The sequence below is a fragment of the Sorangium sp. So ce119 genome, from assembly GCF_051524405.1.
GTDB classification, from domain to species: Bacteria; Myxococcota_A; Polyangia; order Polyangiales; family Polyangiaceae; genus Sorangium; species Sorangium cellulosum_G.
Genome location: NZ_CP150310.1, coordinates 2,515,463 through 2,533,088 on the forward strand (window position 1 = coordinate 2,515,463; position 17,626 = coordinate 2,533,088).

At 70.0% G+C, this 17,626-nt stretch carries 7 protein-coding genes; 4 read left to right on the forward strand and 3 right to left on the reverse strand.

What is annotated here, in order from left to right:
- Nucleotides 1-199 precede the first annotated feature (199 nt).
- Genes WME76_RS09730 through WME76_RS09740 form a run of 3 tightly spaced genes read right to left on the reverse strand, consistent with a single transcriptional unit; the run spans nucleotide 200 to nucleotide 9,872 of the window.
- Complete coding sequence (locus tag WME76_RS09730; protein ID WP_437959879.1) at nucleotides 200-2,149, reverse strand: metallophosphoesterase family protein; 1,950 nt, start codon at nucleotides 2,147-2,149, stop codon at nucleotides 200-202.
- On the reverse strand, nucleotides 2,149-9,072 hold the full coding sequence (locus tag WME76_RS09735) for an eIF2A-related protein (RefSeq protein ID WP_437959880.1): 6,924 nt from the start codon (nucleotides 9,070-9,072) through the stop codon (nucleotides 2,149-2,151). The genes WME76_RS09730 and WME76_RS09735 overlap by 1 nt, the downstream gene beginning before the upstream one ends.
- A 44-nt stretch (nucleotides 9,073-9,116) precedes the next feature.
- Nucleotides 9,117-9,872, reverse strand: a complete 756-nt coding sequence (locus WME76_RS09740) for a hypothetical protein (protein ID WP_437959881.1) — start codon at nucleotides 9,870-9,872, stop codon at nucleotides 9,117-9,119.
- 266 nt (nucleotides 9,873-10,138) lie between these two features.
- Between WME76_RS09740 and WME76_RS09745 the strand changes: the two genes are divergently transcribed.
- The 4 genes from WME76_RS09745 to WME76_RS09760 all read left to right on the forward strand — a co-directional run bounded on the left by WME76_RS09745 (nucleotide 10,139) and on the right by WME76_RS09760 (nucleotide 17,414).
- Nucleotides 10,139-14,149 carry an RHS repeat-associated core domain-containing protein gene (locus tag WME76_RS09745; RefSeq protein WP_437959882.1) on the forward strand — a complete coding sequence of 1,337 codons (4,011 nt, stop codon included), beginning with the start codon at nucleotides 10,139-10,141 and terminating at the stop codon, nucleotides 14,147-14,149.
- Between the two features lie 140 nt (nucleotides 14,150-14,289).
- Nucleotides 14,290-15,219, forward strand: a complete 930-nt coding sequence (locus tag WME76_RS09750) for a hypothetical protein (protein WP_437959883.1) — start codon at nucleotides 14,290-14,292, stop codon at nucleotides 15,217-15,219.
- A gap of 216 nt (nucleotides 15,220-15,435) precedes the next feature.
- Nucleotides 15,436-16,311 (forward strand): hypothetical protein, encoded by an 876-nt coding sequence (locus WME76_RS09755; protein ID WP_437959884.1) that lies wholly within the window; start codon nucleotides 15,436-15,438, stop codon nucleotides 16,309-16,311.
- Nucleotides 16,312-16,526: 215 nt separating this feature from the next.
- Nucleotides 16,527-17,414 carry a hypothetical protein gene (locus WME76_RS09760; protein WP_437959885.1) on the forward strand — a complete coding sequence of 296 codons (888 nt, stop codon included), beginning with the start codon at nucleotides 16,527-16,529 and terminating at the stop codon, nucleotides 17,412-17,414.
- The last annotated feature ends 212 nt before the right edge of the window (nucleotides 17,415-17,626 follow it).

Below are 17,626 nucleotides of genomic sequence, written 5' to 3' on the forward strand. Positions count from 1 at the left end.
TCAACCAAGTCGCCGTTCGCATGACGCCGGGTATCAGCAGGCTGCGTGCCAGCGCAGCTCCCTGCAGAAATCACGTCGCCACGTCCTGGAACGTGCCATGTACAGCCGACCCATCAGACCAGGCTGTGCCACAATGCGCCGCACGGCAGCGCCACGAGCCAGACGTCTGGCCACGGAGAGCCAGACGTCTGGCCGTTCGCTACTTCCCCGGCGCGAACGGCCCCATCGATACCCTCCGGGCCCACGTCCCGCCCTCGCGCACGACGCGGTGAACGTGGATTCGATAGCTCACGTCGCCGCCGACGCCATCGCGCGCGATCTCGATCTCGTTGTAGCCGTTGTGCTCCTGCACCTCGCGGCTGGACAGCGACGGCGCCGCGGCGATCCGGATCGTCCAGTCCTCGTGCCGCTCGGGCCATTGCTCCTTGCCGAACCAGCCTGTGTGGCAGTGGCCGTGGAGCACCAGGCAGAACTCCTTGTGGACGAGCGCGTCCTTCACCTCGCCGGCGTTGATCAGGCCGCCGAAGCGGGCGAGCTCGGTGGCCGGGAGCGGGGACACCGGGTGGTGCAGCACTGCGATCTTGATCGGCGCGTGCCATTGCGCCCGGCGCACCCGCTGGAGGTCCGCGTCGTGGACCAGGCCGGGATCGATGCGCGCCACGTTGTCGCGCAGGACCGCGGCCCGCTCGGCGTCCGGCTCGTCCATGGCGCCCTGGCGCAGGCGGCCGATCAGCGACAGGAGCTCGTCCCGCACCGGGTCTGCCTCCTGCTGCCCGCCGAACTCCGCCGATCCGAGCAGCGCGAACTCGACGCCGAGGTCCGCGTACCGCGCCACCGCGAGCGCCCGTGTCTCGGGCGGCTCGTCGAGCTGCGGCCGCGCGCAGCGCGGGTGGTCGTCGAACGCCCTCGCGAAAGGGACGTGGCGCGCCTGCGTCGCGGCCTGGGCCGGCCCCGCGGCCTGCCGCCAGTCGACGTCGTGGTTGCCGCCGACGAGGAGCACGTTGGGCTCGTCGGGCGGCAAGCGCGGGTGATCCGCGAGGTGCCTGCAGATCCTCTCGAGCCACACGCGCGCCTCGGCGTACTGGGCGTCGTCGGCCCACTCGGCGACGTCGCCCGAGATGACGAGCAGGTGCGGCGCGCGGCCGGCGGCGGCGAGCTCGGCGACGTGGTCGACGTAGTGATCGCACACGCGCGGGGCGCCCAGCCCCGGAGCCATGGTGTCGCTGTGCTTGCCTCTCTCCTTCACGTCGACGCGCTCGGCGGCCTTCGGGCCGAAATGGATGTCGGAGACGTGGTGGATCCGCAGCGGGCACAGGTTCGCCTCGAGGATCGGATCGGCGAGCACCGAGCGCCCGCCGCGCCGCTGCACGAGGCCGCATCGCTCGAGCAGATCGACGTTCTCGTCGCGGGGCGCCGCGCCGCGCGCGATGTCGCGGAGCGCGCCCCGCTGCGCGTCGGTCAGGCCGTCGTCGAACACGGCCCGGTGGTAGGCGAACTCCCGGAGCTCGCTGCGCACGCGCGCAGTCCAGAGCAGCGTCCACGGCTCCTTCGCCAGATCGGGCGACTGCTCGGCGACCTCGAACACGAACTCGAGGAGGAAGGGATTCCGGCGCCAGATGGCGGGCAGATCCGGGAGGAGCGCGCGCGACGCCTCGGTGCGGGCAAGCTTGAGCGTCTCCGCGGGCGTGAGGGGATCGAGGAAGCGCATGTCGCGCGAGGACAGGAGCCCGGCGTCTCCGTCCGCGGCGCGCTCGAGCGCGATCCACTCGGCGGGGCTCATGGCGAGGAGCACGCGCGTGCTGCTGCCATAGAGGTCGCCGCACCACCTCAGGAAGGCGGTCGCGTCGCGCGGGCTGCCGCCCTTGCCGGCGAGCTGAGGTTCATCGAGGAGGAGCGTCGTCCCCGGCGGCACGACGGGCAGTGTCGGGCCGGCCTTGCGGAGGTCCATGTAGCGCACGTTCATCCCGCCGGCGCTGCCGAGGTGGTGCTCGAGCGCCTTGAGCGTCCACGTCTTTCCGGCCCTGCGCGCCCCGACGAGCGGCCAGACGACGCCGTTCGCGGGCAGGGACAGCAGGAGATCGAGGAGCTGCCCGTGGTCGCGGACGTCGCGCTCCGGCGAGTAGGGTCTCCTCACGTCGAACGCGCGCATCACGATGTTCTCCCTGGCTCCCTGGCCACCCGCCTTATCCAGTCGAAGAACGGCGGATCGGCGAGCCATGTCCCGAGCGCATCGCAGAGCCCCGCGTCGCAGAGGACGGCGACGTCCTCGGAGGGCAGCCGGCGCACCTCGGGCAGCGCGGCGTCCGGCGCGCCGCGGAGCGCGCCGAGGACGCCCCGCGCGCGCTCCGGGAGCTCGGCCCAGCGCGCCCTGAAGAAGGCGGCGTCGCGGTCGAGGAGCAGGCGTTGCTCGTAGAGGTCGCGCACGCCCGCGCGCTCGACGAGGGCGCGGCGCTGGCCGGCGCGCACGGCCTGGACGAGGGCGTAGCCCATGACTTGCAGATAGAACGGCCACGGCCCGCAGAGCTCGACGATCCAGCGCGCGGTGCGCTCGGCCTCCAGCGGGACGTCGGGAGGCGCTGTGTCGACGAGGAAGCGAATCGCGTCCGCCTCGGCGAGCGGACCGAGGTTGACCGGGGTGACGTCGTTGCCGAACGACGAGCCCGGGGCCGCGGCGAAGGCGTGCTCGACGACGGTGACCCAGTCCCAGTGCGAGCCGACGAGGACGACGCTTGTCTGCTCCTGCCCGACGGCGCGCAGCCAGGCAAAGACGGTGGCGTCGGCCTGGTGGAGGTTGGCGACCTCGTCGAGGAGGAGAACGGCGTTGCCGGCGGCGGAGAGGCGGTCGCGCAGCGTGAGCGCGGGGGTGGCGTCGGACTGGAGAGAAGGGTCGAGGAAGACGGCGAGCTCGTCGGCGGTGCGTAGGGGCGAGGCGCGGCCCTCGAGGGTGCGGTGGTGGACGGCGCGGGTGGGGGAGAGGCGCGCGGCGAGGTGGTGCAGGATCGACGTCTTGCCCGAGCGGCGCGGGCCGCGGAGGACCGCGGGGCTGCGGCTCTCGATGAGGGCGAGGAGCTCGGCGAGGACGGGGGCGCGGCCGGGGAGAAGCGAGGAGGCGTCGGTGAGGGCGGGGCCGGGGCGGAAGGGATTGGGGAGGGGGCCGGCGGGGAGGGAGAGCGTGCGCGGCACCGGGGCGAGCGCGCGGCTTGTGGCGAGCGCGGAACGGGGAGTGGGAGACGCGAGGGGAGTGTCTGCGGCGGCGTCGATGAAGTGCTCCTCGCCATCCCAGGGCAATCCCCCCGCATAGCCATGCTTGGCAAGCTCCTCCTCGAGGTTGTCACCGCTGAGATCGCCGGCAAGGGCGGCCTTCACCTTGTCGGGGCGGTGGAGGACGTCGCGGAAACCGGCGAGCGGGAGGTAAAGTGTGGTCGTAGAATCGGGACGGCGAAGGGCGAGGCGAGCGCGGTCGGGCTGGTTGTCATCGAACAGACAGAAGCCACCGGCGGTGCGGGCTAGGGTGGCCGGGCCTGCAGACTCGAGCGAGATGAGAAGCTTACGCTCAGAGGAGCTCCAGATCTGCACCGAGCCATCAAGTCCGGCGCTGGCCAGGAGTTTGCCGTTGGGGTGCCAAGCCACGGCCATGACCCCGCTAGAACATCCCTCAAGCTGCGCAAGTTGCTGGCCGGTGTCGGAATCCCAAAGACGCACCGTGTTATCATATCCAGCGCTTGCTAAAAGCTTGCCGTCCGTGTGCCAAGCCACCGTCATGGTCCAGTTCGAGTGCCCCTCCAGGCGAGCAAGCTCGCTGGCTGAGTCGACGTCCCAAAGGCGGACCGTTTTGTCGTGTCCGGCGCTGGCCAAGACTTTGCCATCGGGGCGCCAGGCCACAGCCACGACCGCATCCGAGTGTCCTCCGAGGTGCATGAGCTGCGTGCATGTGTTGGCGTCCCAGACGCGGACGGTATTGTCGTTTCCGGCGCTAGCTAGGAGCTTGCCATCTGGGTGCCAGGCGACGGCTATGATCCAGCTTGAATGGCCGTCGAGACGAGCAAGTGGCTCGCCTGTGTCGGCGTCCCAGAGACGCACGGTGTGGTCGTCTCCAACGCTCGCCAGGCGTTTGCCGTCAGGGTGCCAGGCCAAGGCCAAGACCCGATTGGAATGTCCGTCGAAGCGAGTTAGTTGCTTTCCTGAGTCGGCATCCCAGAGGCGTACTGTATTGTCGTTTCCGGCGCTCGCCAGGCGTTTGCCATCGGGGTGCCAGGCCAAGGCCAAGACCCGGCTCCAATGTCCCTCGAGACGAGCGAGCTGCTTGCCCGAGTCGGCGTCCCAGATGCGCACCTTGTTGTCGTCTCCGGCGCTAGCCAGGAGCTTGCCATTTGGATGCCAGGCCACCGCCATGACGGCGTTGGCGTGTCCTTCGATGCGAGTGATCTCGTTGCCCGTGTCGGCGTCCCAGAGCCGCATCGTGTTGCCATCTCCGGCGCTGGCCAAGAGCTTGCCGTTGGGGTGCCAGGCCACGGCCGTGGCGGTATTGGAGTGTCCTTCGATGCGAGTGATCTCGTTGCCTGTGCCGACGTCCCAGAGCCGCATCGTGTTATCGTCTCCGGCGCTTACCAGGATCGCGCCGGCCGGGTGCCATGCTACGGTCATGACCCGGGCTGTATGTCCCACGAGACGAGCCAGCTCGTTGCCTGTGTCGGCGTCCCAGAGACGCACTATTTTATCGCTGCCGGCGCTGGCCAGGAGCTTGCCGTTGGGGTGCCAGGCGACCGTCATAACCCAGTCTGAATGTCCCACGAAGCGAGCCAGCTCGTTGCCTGCGTCGGCGTCCCAGAGGCGCACCGTTTTATCGCTGCCGGCGCTGGCCAGGAGCTTGCCGTTGGGGTGCCAGGCAACGGCCGTGACTCCGTTGGAGTGTCCCTTCAGGTGAGCGAGCTCCTTGCCGGTGTCGATGTCCCAGAGTAGTATCACTTTGCTGTAACCGGCGCTGGCCAGGAGCTTGCCATCGGGGTGGCAAGCCACGGCGTTCACCCGGTTAGAGTGTTCGATTCGAGCGATCTCCTTGCCAGTGTCAGCGTCCCAGATGCGTACTTGATTATCGTCTCCGGCGCCAACCAAGCGCTTGCTATCGGGGTGCCAGGCCACGTCGATGACCCAGTCCCGATAGCCATCGATGCGAGCGAGTTCCTTGCCGGTGCGGGTGTCCCAGAGGCGTACCGCATTGTCGTATCCGGCGCTGGCCAGGCGCTTGCCATCAGGCGACCAGGCAAGCTGTTTGATATAGTCGGTATGTCCGGAGACGAGCTCGGCCCGTACTTGCGGTGGCATAGCTGCCAGCGTGCTGGCGCGCTCAAGGATATTGCTGTTTCCGACAGCTATCCAGGCGCTCACATCGGCGCGTTCAGACTGCGCACCGTTCCAGAGACATCCAGTCCAGGTGGATTGTCGAAAATTGGCTCCCGCGAGTTTTGCATCCTCGAGCACAGCACATTTGGCCTCGGATTGCAGGAAGTCGGCTTCATGGGCGAACGCTCTCCGGAGGATCGTACCATTGAGCTTCGCTCCCGACAGAGTGGCCCCGCGCAGCACAGCACCCGTCATGTCCGCTCGAGAAAGATCGGCTCCCGCGAGGTTCGCGTTCTCCAGCCTGGCGCCGATGAGTGGTGCTCCTTGCAAGTTCTCGCCGGCGAGCTGCGCCCCACGGAGATCCGCACCACCCGGGATCCAGTCGGCTCCGTCTTCTGCCCATCGAGAGAGGCCGAGTAGCAGCCGCAGGGCGTTTTCGGTAGCCTGCTTTGCTCGCTTCATCGGCCGCCGTTTCACCGCCAGCAACGACTGTACTGCGCGCACCGCTCGCGCGCGGCTTGGCTCGCCTGAGCTCTTCAGGATCTCTCCGACGAAGGCGGCCACCTCGTACGTGATGGGCTTCGTCCGCAGCGCCTCCTCCGGCCGCTCCGGTAGCGTCGCGACCAGCGCGCGGGCAAGGAAATACTCGAGGAAGGACCTGTGTGCGAAGCGATACCTGTCCTCGCCCTCGTGAACGAAGAACGCGCCCCCTTGGATCTCCAGGAATGCTGCGCCCGGTGGCATGCCTTCAGGCAGCAAAGGGAAGAGGCGAGCGCGCACCGAGCTTTGAAGCTCCTGCCACGTACATGTCGGCTTTCCGGACCGCCAGAGCTGCTCGGCGAGCGCCTCGGCGAACTCTTTTTTTTGCTCGTCCGTGAAGCACTCCGGGTCGTCCTTTCGCGTGTTGTCGAGCCATCGCTTCAGGTACGCCTCATAAAGGTCCGCCCGTCCAAGCTGCGAGCCGGAGGCGAGATCTTCCAGCGTGGCCAGCACCATCCCGAGCAGCAGAGGCCGGTGCACCAGGTCCTTGAGGTCGTAAATCCGGGCGATGCGGCTGAGCGCCGCCCGAGCGCCGCCATCCCCGCGGATCTGTCGTACGAGGTCGCGCACCTGCTCGTCGGTGAACGGCTGGATCACCAGGCGTCGGATCCCCGCCGATGCGCCGAGCGCCTGCGCCAGCGCGTTCACGGTTGTGGTCGTGAGGTGCGCCTCGCTGGGGAAGTAGTTGTCTCGCGAGGAGACGATCACCTTTCCACCGCCTTCGGCGACCTCGAGCAGCGCGGAGAGCCGGCCGGCGAGCTCCGTGGCCTCGAGGCGAGTCGCCATCTCGTCGAAGCCGTCAAAGCAGGGGACAATCCGGCGATGTCGGATCAGGAGCTGTAGGGCGGCGCGGTGCTCGGAGATATCTTTGAGCCCGGCTGCCTGCAGCAGGAGCTGCTCCGTTCTCGTGGACGGAGACGCTCCGGCGAGGTTTACGAGGAGAGGCAGCGGCTCGTCGCCGGAATTCCAGCGCCTGTCCGCCCATACGGCGAGCGCGGTGGACTTTCCCAGACCAAACTCGCCAAGCACGAGGGCGGTCTGCTCGCCCGAAGACAGCCACGCATCGAGGGCGCCGAGCATGGGCGTGGGCTCGTCTCCGTCGACCCGCGCGTCCGGTTCCACGAACTTTCCATCGACCTCATGCAACCGCTGACCGCGGAGTGCTGCGATATTGGCGCGTGCGCCGCTGAAGCGGGGCAAGAGGCTCGCAGCCCGCTCCTGCAGCACATCGGGCGGCACGATCTCGCACGCGGCATCTGAGAGCCCGACCTCGGCGAGGGCGGCGAGTATTGCTTCCGAGCAACTGTTCATCAAGATGTCGCCGCCGTCGGTCCACAGAAACCAGCTTTCGTTTTGGGACGAAGCGATCAGGATCGCAGGCGGAACAGTCTGGTCTTCGGACGAGATGCCGATGGTGGCGACAACCTGCCTCGCCTCCGCCGTTGCGAGCAAGAAAAGTGCTTCTGCCGCGTTGATCTGGTGGTCGGAAAACCGCGCGACGAGTTCATGGTCGTCCGGCTCCTCGGCAGGTGGTCGCATTCCAGGGGCAGCCACGGTGGCGCGCCGGAGGGATTCCTTGACGACATCTGCCAAATCGGCTGGGCGCCTGACAAACGCGAGCACCCACCCCCGAACCCTTCTCGTTCCGAGCACCGCCGGGTCGAGCCCTCCCGGCAGCACGACCCGCACGTCCGGCAGCTTCTCCTCGTCCCGTGTGCTCGCGTCGGCCTCCGGCGCTCCGCGCACCGCCTGCGCCAGGGCCCCGAGCGCTGCTGCCCCCTCGCTCGTCCACTCGCCCGCCCCCCGCCTCGCGTCCACCGCCTTCCGGAGCCGCGCCTCCACCTCGGCGAATCCCGCTTCCCGCGCCTCCCGCTCCGTCATCCACGCGAACACCACGTACGCGGCCGCTCCCGCCATCGCCGTCCGCAGCTCGTCGAGCGGCAGCACGTCCGCCGGAACCACCACCTCCCGCGTAAACTGCCGTATCTCTTCCACGCTCGTCATCCTGTCGAGCTCGTCATAAAGCCGTCTGAGCCGCCTCCCGCGCGCCGCGGCCCCGGACAGGGCCCCCGCGTTCAGCAGCGCATCGCGCGCCTCCTCGAGCCGCGCCACGAGCGCCTCCAGCGCCTCGTCGTCGTCGCGCTCCAGCAGCTCCCGCGCCCCGTCGAGCCATCGCGCATACCCCTCGCCGGCCGGATGCGCCCGGTACACGAGCGTCGCCTCGGCGACCGGCACCACCGGCCGCGGCGATGCATACCGCGTCGACCTCCGGGCCCGCTCGTACCCGAGGTCCACATCCGCCACGATCACCCCTTCATCACCCGCCTCGAGATATCCCGCGCGATCCGGAAACCGCCGCACGTCACCCACCTGTCCCTCGTCGACGTAGACCGACGTCCCGCCTCCCTCCGCGCCGTCGCAGTAGAGCACCGGCCGCCCGTACCGGCGCGCCTCCTCCCAGGCTTTGCCCGCAAATTCCGGCAGCGTGTCGTGCGGCGTCAAACTCGGCACGGCCAGGAAGCGGCATGCCCCGAGCCGCTCCGCGACGCGCGCTCGATGTGGCTCGCTCTCCCGGAACAGGAAGTCGAGACAGACCAGCACGCCCATGGGCCCCGGGATGCCGCCTGGCATCTCGATGGGCGCCCATGCGTCGCCCGGCCGCATCGAGCTCCGCTCCCGGGTCGCCGGGTTCAGCTTCGCTTGCAAGCCGATCAGCCTGCCGCCGTGGAGCACCGGGCACACCGCCTGTCCGATCGCCGGGATCACGGCCGCGCCGAGCCGCTCGTACACGCCTGAGTGCCGCGCCGCCCGATCCACCGTATGCGTCCCCGCCACGACGACCATATCCCCCGCGGCCTCGGCGACGCCCTCGAGGATTTCCCACGGGATGCTGTACTCGGGAAACACGGCGATCCTCGCCCCGTACTCCCGGCACGCGGCGAGCACTGCCCGGATCTTCGCGAGCAATTGCGCATCGTACGTGTCCCGGATGCGCCGCCGGAGCGCGTCGAGCTTCGGCTTGAGCGCCTCCGGGACCTCGCCCGACGGCGGGAGCAGCGAGTCCGACGCCCCCCTCGGGTCGAACAGCGGATCCTCGAGCGGCGATCTACGATCCACGACGATCGCCGGGTGATACGCGAGCTGTACGACGGCAACCCGCGTGTACTTGAACGACCCCGCCGCCTTCTGCATTCGCTCGCTCTCGCTCGCTGCTCTCCGCAGTCCGCCGCCGCCCGCTACTCGCCCAGCAGCGCCGCGGCCGCCTCCAGCGGCACCTCGACGCGCAGCCAGTAGCCGCCCTTCTCGCGGCGCGCCTCCACGGTCGCTCCTCTGGCCCCGCGCTTCCGCAGCGCCGCCTGCGCCGTCCGGGCCGCCGCCCTGGCGCGCTGCTCCTCGGGGTCGCGCCGCTTCGGCCCCGTGGCCTTGTCGCGCACCTTGCCGGCCTCGGCGGTCAGCTCGCGGACGGAGATCTCCTCGACGCGCTTCCCCGCGATCGTGGCCCCCTGATCGAGGAGCCACGCCGGCGTATCGACCTCGGGCGTCGCGGCCGTGTACCGCGTGAGGGCATAGGCCTTCTCCGGCCCGAGCGTCAGGGCCTTGTCGCGCGGCAGCGCGGCGACGACCCCGATGAGCTTCTTGGCCTGGCTCAGCCCCATGATGCCGCGCGCCTTGAGCATCTCCCCGAACGTGGCGTGCCCCAGCGCGAGATACAGCTTCTTCCGCTGGAGCTCCCGCAGCGCCTCGCCGATCTCGTAGAAGTCCTCCGCGATCCGGGCCTTGCGGCGCTCGATGAGCTCCAGCAGCGCCTGCGCCCGCCTCTCGGCCGCGCCTCCGCCCTTCACCGCCTCGGCCCGGACCCGCGCGAGCGCGGCGCCCGCCGCTGCCGCCTTGTCGCCCGCCGCTGCCGCCCTGCCGCCCGCGCTCGCCGCCCTGCCGCTCGCAGGCCTGCGCTTGCCCTGTACAGCCGAGGTTTTCCCCGTCTTCCCCGCCATTCGATGCCCCCTTGTCTGCGCGTCGAAGCAGCGAGGCTATCGCGCGATCCCGGCACGTGGAAGCGAAAGCGGAGCGCCGCGCGGTCGTGGCCAGACGTCTGGCCACGCACAGCCAGACGTCTGGCCACGCACAGCCAGACGTCTGGCCACGCCGGCGGGCGCGACGCGCGCGCGCCGCGGCCCGCCCCTGCGGACGCGCGACTTCAAAGATCCACCCACACATCCGCCCCTTGCTTCGCGCCCCGCGCGCGGGAAAGATCCCCGCCATGGCTCGAACAGCACCGGTGCCGAACATCCCCGCCATTCCCGGCATGAACCCGGGCGTCTTCGTGATGGGAGGCGGCGGCGCCGGCGGAGGCAAAGGCGGGCGCGGGGGCAACGGGAACGGCGACGGGCAGGGCGCCGGGGGCAACAACGGCGGCCAGAACGCCGACGGGGGAGGGAAGGGCGGTAATGCGTGCGGCCAGGGCACGGGCGCCGCCGCCTGCACGAATCCACGCCACGGCGGCAACGGCGGCACGTCCGCGGGTGATCCCGTCGACGTCGTGACGGGGCGCGTCTTCACGGTGCCCGCCATCGATCTCGGGCTGCCAGGCCCGCTGCCCCTCGTGCTGCAACGCCAGTACTCCTCGACCGCCCGCGAGCGCGACGTGGGGCTCGGCTTCGGCTGGTCGCACTCCCTCGCATGGATGATCATTCCATCCCGCCGGCGCGTCGACATCCTCCAGGACGACGGCACCGTCCTCGAGGCGCCCCTCCCGGCCGTCGGCGAGTCGCGCCGGCTCTTCGGCGGCGTGTCGCTGCGCGCCGCGCGCTCGGGGTTCGCGCTGTCCCTCGAGAGCGGCGTGACCCTGCTCTTCCACGAGCAGGACGCCCTCGACGACGTGTACCGGCTGAGCGCGATGGTCGACCGCAACGGCAATGAGATCCGACTCGCGTACGACGGCCCGGAGCTCCTCACCGTCACGGACTCCGCCGGCCGCGTCGTCCGTTGCGTGCGCGACGCGTCGAGGCGTATCGCGCGATTCGAGGTCAAGACCTCCACGGCGCCGAACGGCTGGCACGCGTTCCACCGATACGAGTACGACGCTGCCGGCGATCTCGTCGCCGTCGTCGACGCCGAGGGCCACGCGACGCGGTTCGTCTACAGCGAGCACCTGCTCGTCGAGCAGCGCCTGCCCGACGGGCTTGTCGTCCACCACCGCTACGATCGACAGGGGCGCTGCGTCGAGACGTGGGGAGCGCGCGCCGAGGGGCGCGACCCGAGCCTCGCCGACGGCGTCCCCGAGGTGCTGGCGGACGGGAAGACCGAGGCGAAAGGCCTCTTTCACACCCGGCTCGCGTACCTGGACGACGGGTATACCGAGGTCATCGACGCGTCCCAGCTCAAGCGCGTCATCGGCAACGCCAACGGACAGGCGGAGAAGGTGGCGTGGGGACCAGGCGTGCTGTCCCACGAATACGACGAGCTCGGAAACTGGGTCTCGTACACGGATCCCGTCGGCGCGGTCACGCGCGTCGAGCGCGACGAGGCCGGCAGGGCGAAGGCCGTGATCGATCCGCTCAACCGGCGCACCGAGTACGCCTACGACGCGCTGGGCGCCGTGACAGCGATGGTCCGGCCCGACGGCCAGGAGATCAGGTTCGAGCGCGACGCGCGGGGCAACGTGACCTTCATCTCCGACCGTCTCGGGCTCGTGGTCGGCTACGAATACGACGAACGCGGCCTCGTCCGGCGCGCCCTCCTCCCGAACGGCGGCGCGACGGCGTTCGAGTACGACGCGCATGGCAACTGCACCGCCGTCACCGAGCCGAGCGGGGCCACGAAGCGCATCGCCTACGACGACCTGGGCCGCCCCGTCGCCATGACCAACGCGGCCGGCGGGATGACGCGGTATGCGTACGACGCGCGCGGATTGCTCCGGTTCCTGGAGGACCCCACCGGCGCCAGGACAAGCTACGATCACGACGGCCGGAAGCGGCTCGTCAGGATCACGGACGCGGCGGGACGCACGGGGAAGCTCACCTGGGGCGGCATCAACGCGCTCTGCGAGGTGGAGCGGCCCGACGGGACGCGGATCGGCTACCGGTACGACAGGGATGGACGCTTCCTCGAGCTCATCAACGAGGAGGGGCGTGTCCACCGATACCGGCGGAACGGCGCAGGCCATGTCGTCGAGGAGGAGACGCTCGACGGCCGCGTCCACGCGCTGCGGCGGGATCTCTGCGGCCGGCTCATCTCCTGGCGGAGCTCGAGCGGCGACAGCGTGGAGTACGAATACGACGCCGCTGGCCAGCTCGTGCGGCGCGTGTATGCCGACGACACCGCCGACGAGTTCGAATATGACCTGGCGGGCAGGCTGGCCGTCGCGCGCAACGCGAGCAGCGAGTGCAGGCGCACCTACGACGCGCGGGGCTGCCTGGTCCACGAGGTCCTCGCGATCGGCGGCGAGACGTACGAGATCAGGAGCAAGCACGACGTGATGGGAAAGCGCGTCGAGCGGTCGACGTCGCTCGGGTACCTCGAGCGGCTGACCCGGGACGCGATGAGCGACGTCGTGCGCGTCGACTGGGGCAACGAGGCGCTCGACATTTTCCGGGACGCGCTGCGCCGCGAGCAGCAGGTCGTGCTCCCGGGCGGCGGGCGCGTCGCCTACGCGTACGACGGGCTGGGCCGCCTCGCGCGCCGCACGGTGACGGAGGCCGACGCGGCCGTCGCGGCCGTCGTGCCGCAGGGAGAGCCGCAGTGGGTGGGCCGCCTGCCGCGCGGCGTCGTGTCCGATGTGTCGTATGCCTGGTCGCCCGTGGGGCTGCTCGAGCAGGAGACCGATGTCCTGCTCGGCGTCACGCGGTATCAGTACGACCCGGTGGGCCAGCTCGTGGCGCGGCTGCCTGCGGAGGCCGCCGGCGAGCTGTTCCGCCACGACGCCGCGGGGAATCTCCGGCTGGGCAGCGAGGAGCACGAGCACGGCCCCGGCGGGAGGACGGTCCGGCTCGGAGGCCAGGCGTACCACCACGACAAGGGCGGCCGCCTCGTCGCGAAGGACGTGCCTGGAGGCGGGCGATGGACGTATGCCTACGACGCCCGTGGTCTCCTGAGATCGGTGCGCGATCCCGCCGGTCAGGTCACCGAGTTCGACTACGATGCGCTGTACAGGCGTGTCGAGAAGCGCGTGCGCGCCGGTGACGGGAGCGCGCGTCGGGTGCAGTTCGTGTGGGACGGCGAGCAGATCCTCCATGAGCTGACGCGCGGGGCGCCGGCGGGGGAAGCGCCCGGCGCGGAGGTGCGCACGTACTGCTTCCTCGACGGCAGCCCGGTGCCCCTCGGCGAGATCGACACGTCGGGCAGGCGGCGGTTCTACGTCCACGCGCCGAACGGCTTTCCCGAGCTCGTGATCTCCGGTTCCGGCGCGATCGAGGCCGCGCAGCAGCATCGCGCGTTCGGCGCGCTCGAGGGCGGCGGCGCGGGCGCGACGCCGCTGCGCTTCCCGGGGCAGTACGCGGACGGCGAGACGGGGCTCTACTACAACCGCTTTCGCTATTACGATCCCGAGGTCGGCGCGTACATCAGCGCTGATCCGATCGAGATATCGCGCAGCCCGCGGCTGTACGGGTATGCGGAGAACTCGCCCCCGAACGTCGTCGATCTGGACGGGCTCCAGCCGATGACGACGACCATCCGGCCTTCCGGCGCCACGGGCCGGAGCGCGGCGGGGCGCGATCGGAACAACCCCGCCGAGGTGCACCCGACGGTCTGGAACAACATGGCGAACCAGGTCCAGGTGCAGTCGCCGAACGGGACGACCAACTGGGAGTTCCCGCAGGCGACGCGCCATCCGGCCAACTGCTCCGAGCCCGCCGCGCTCAGCCAGCACCTGTTCGACTACGAGGAGCGGAATCAGCTTCCGAGGGGCACGTGCGGGTCGACGAACGATCCGAACAACAACCACCTGCGGGCGGCGCTCCGGGAGGTCGATTCCATCGAGTCGACCCAGGACGACGGAGGGACGCGCAACGCGTGCCCGAACTGCGGGGTGCTGATCCGCAACCTCCAGAACCAGGCGAACCAGGGTCGCCCCGAGGGCGAGCCGCCCGTCGATCTCGTGAACCGCGTCACCCCCGGGATCGACGAGCCCAGCCAGCGCTACCGGGACGGCGTGGCGGCGGGCAACCCGCAGCGCACCGCCGTGGAGGCGATGCAGAACCCGAACGCGCCCGGCAACATGGCCGTCCGGCCGCCGCCGAACTGGCGCCCGAGGGGGTCGTCGCGCCGGTGACGCGCGGCGGGCGGTGCGGCAGGGCGGCGGGGCGGGCTGATGGACGCGGGGCTCCTCGACGTGGACCGTCGCGCGATGGACGCGGCCGCGCCGGCGCTCCAGGGGCTCTCTGACGGCGGGTCGAGCGAAGGAGGATGGGTGTGAGCAGCGGAAAGGAAGGCGGCGGGGCGGCGGGGTCGCTGGCGGGCGTCCTGTCGCCGCGGGCGACGGCGTGGCTCAGGCAGCGGGGCGCTGCGCGGGATCCCGGCCGCGCGACGCCGCCGGAGGCCCTCCGCGAGCAGCTCGCGCGGCTGGGGCTGACGGAGGTGGGAGCGCTGCTGCGGTTCGAGGAGGTCTTCGGCGGCCTCTGCGTGCCGTCGGCGGAGGGAGAGGCGCTCTGGTTCGGGGTCGGGCTCCAGATCGAGAGAGGCGTGCGCCCGCGGAAGGGTCGCGCGCCGATGGGCGACTTCCCCCACGGGACGTACTGGATGGACGCGCGCGGCCAGGTCGTCGTCGACGACGGGGTGGTCGATCCTTTCGTCCTGGCCGAGGATGCGCGGCGCCTCTTCGAGCGGTTCGCGATCGGGCAGGAGTACCCGGTGTGCGCGTTCGACTGGCCTGGTCGGATGGCCGTGGAGATGACGGTCGATGCCGCGGCCGAGCTCGCCGCGGCGGTCGGCGCCGAGCGCGTGGACGAGCTGAGCGATGCGTATCAGGCGGTGTTCCAGAAAGGCGATCTCGCGATCTGGTCGCCGCCTGCGTTCGCCGAGATGAGCGTGGCGCCGTGCACCGCGGTGGCGAGCGAGATCGCGAGCGTCCGCGCGCTCGTCGCGGCCGTGCGCAAGGGGTTCCCCGACGTCGGCCTGAGCGTGCGTGTCGCCGGGTCGCACGGCGAGGAGCGCAGCAGCGAGCCGGCGCCCGAGATGCCCGCCGGCGCCCCGTACGAGCGATGGGACGACGGCGATCCGGCGGGCGCGGTCGCGCTCTCGGACGACGGGGGCGTCGTGCAATGGGTCGCGTCCGGCGACGAGGTCGTCGTGGAGCAGATCTCCCAGGACGGCCTGCGCAGGGTCCGTTTCATCTCGAGATAGACGCGAGCTGCCTGTCCCCAGGTCTCCTGATTTCGGCGTTCTTCAGCGGCTTCCTGGAGAGCGTTCACAAGAGCAGGCCAGCGCTTCTCAGGAAGGCAAAGAGGGTGAAGTGGCACCTCTCCTTCCAGTTTCGAGGAGAGAACGTGGCCAGGTGGATGCATGACTCCAGGCCGTTGGACGACCAGGGCGCCAAGGCGCCCAAGCCAGGAGCTGACCATGACAGTTCATGTCGCGATGTCCTCCGCAGCCGGCGGAATCATGTTCTCTGATAGTCAGGCATCGATCGCGAGCGAGGACGAAGAGTTTTCAGGATTCGAGAAGCAATTCTGTGGACCGGACTTTCTCGTCGGGGTTGCCGGTCTTGCCGTCGTTGCCGGCGAGATGTTCGACCGCCTGAGCCTCCTCGTGTCGGAGGCGGGGGTGTATCTGAGCGCGTCCAATGTAGAATCGGTGATCCGGAGCTACCTGGAGGCCGAGGTCCAGCCGGATGTTGCGCGACGCATGGAGCTCCTGGTCGTTACCCCGAATCCGGGACGCATGATGGTCAGTCAATACATGCCTTCCGTCTTTCGGCGATTCGGGCAACGTAGCGCGTTTGGCGCTGTTGGCACTGGCGCGAAATTCTTGTCCCGCGCGCTCGTGAGAGACGTTGAGATTGGAGTTGAGCTCCAGCTAGGGTCGTTGGTGGATTTGCTCGTGACGGTCCATGGTTATGCGGCGGCGGCCAGCCGGAGCCTCACGGTGAACGATCGCTTCTTCGTGGGGTACCTGGTCGGCAACAGGACGTACTGTATGGGCCACAGGGAGATCTTCCCGGCGCATGCCCCTCACGCGCTGCGAGACGCATGGGCCGAAGCGTCTGCTCGCTTTGACGAGATCCTGCGGCTGGTGCGGACGATCGAGGGGGAGTTTCAGAACGCGCGGCGCGCGTTCTCTTCGATCACGGTGGGCGAGCTGGATGCGAGTGCGCGGCGGCAGATCAAGGATAGCAGCGCGTCCATCCGGCAGAACCGCGCGAGGTTGCGCAAGGCGCTGCGCGACTATTTCCAGTGGTATGATCGTTTGTTGGAGCGAACCGCGACCGCCGCGTGATGCTCCCTCCTGGAAGAGCGACGCTGTGGTCAGGCGTCTGGCTGTGCGTGGCCAGACGTCTGGCCGCGGCGCGACAGGCGACGGCGGCAGGCGATGTGTCGAATTTCAAACGGATCGGACAGCGCGCGCGTAAGCGATCGTGCGGTATCCGTAGCGCGGTCGAAGCGTGTTATTTTCTTCATCTCTTCAGCGCCGCGTGTCAGGTTGCGCCTCCCATGCGAAACCGATTCGATCGGCTGGCAAAGGACGTCGCGCAAGAGGGGCTCACGACGACCGGCAAGGTCGTGACCAACGCGGAGGTCGCCGGGGAGACGCAGCACGCGGACGTGTGGTACGAGCCCGACCCGGCGCGCGCGTCGGAGCGGGAGCGCCTCGGGCTGCTCGGCCGCCTCGCGGAAACGGCGTGCACCATCGAGGCGTACAGCGACACGCCGAGCGCCGAGGAGGCGCGCGCGTGCGTGGAGAAGCACCTGGCGGTGTGGCGAGGCCGCGCAGCGAGGGACCGCGCGGCGGAAGCCCCGTTCCTGTGGATGCTGTCGACCGGCCGTCCGGCGGCCGTGCTCGACGGCCTGTGCACCGAGCGGATGGCCGGCTGGCCCGCGGGCGTGTACGAGGGCCCGGGCCTGCTGCGCACGGCGCTGGTCGTGCTGAGCGAGCTTCCGCGCGAGCGCTCGACCCTGCTGATCCGGCTGATGGGCGGAGGGCGCGTGTTGCGCGAGGCGATCGAGGATTTCCGGCGGCTGCCGCTGGATGCGCCGGAGCGCGCCATCGGGCTGGGTCCTCTGCTACGCTTCCGGGCGGCGATCGCCGAGGTCGGGCCGGCGACGCCGGAGGAAGAGGAGATCGTGATGACCACGCAGGAGCTCGTCGAGCAGTTCATCGAGCAGGGACGCACGCAGGGGATGGCGCAGGCGATGGCCCGGGCCACCATCACGCTGTACGAGGCGCGGTTCGGCCCGATGCCGCCAGCGTTGCGCTCCGCCGTCGAGGGCATTCGCGACCTGCCGACGCTCGAGAAATGGCACCTCCTGGCCGGCACCGGGACACGCGAGGAGGTGCACGACGCCATCGCCGCCGGCACGGCCGCCGGGCGCTCGTCGTGATCATCGACTGACGTCGCAGAGGGCCGGCGAGCGTGCCGTGCATGGCGCATACGCCATCCACGGCACGCTCGGCCACCCGTGCGCGGCGCCAACCCGTCGGGGGGCCCGTCCTCCAGGCGCCGAGCTCCCACCAGGCGCCGAGCTCCTACACACATGTCGACGAAGGTCATCGTGATCTCGTGAACCGGCGACGCCCCGCCGCCGGAGATCCA

Coding starts and splice junctions, on each gene's coding strand:
- WME76_RS09730 (WP_437959879.1), bottom strand. CDS start 2,149: ATGCGCGCGTTCGACGTGAGGAGACCCTACTCGCCGGAGCGCGACGTC.
- WME76_RS09735 (WP_437959880.1), bottom strand. CDS start 9,072: ATGCAGAAGGCGGCGGGGTCGTTCAAGTACACGCGGGTTGCCGTCGTA.
- WME76_RS09740 (WP_437959881.1), bottom strand. CDS start 9,872: ATGGCGGGGAAGACGGGGAAAACCTCGGCTGTACAGGGCAAGCGCAGG.
- WME76_RS09745 (WP_437959882.1), top strand. CDS start 10,139: ATGGCTCGAACAGCACCGGTGCCGAACATCCCCGCCATTCCCGGCATG.
- WME76_RS09755 (WP_437959884.1), top strand. CDS start 15,436: ATGACAGTTCATGTCGCGATGTCCTCCGCAGCCGGCGGAATCATGTTC.
- WME76_RS09760 (WP_437959885.1), top strand. CDS start 16,527: ATGCGAAACCGATTCGATCGGCTGGCAAAGGACGTCGCGCAAGAGGGG.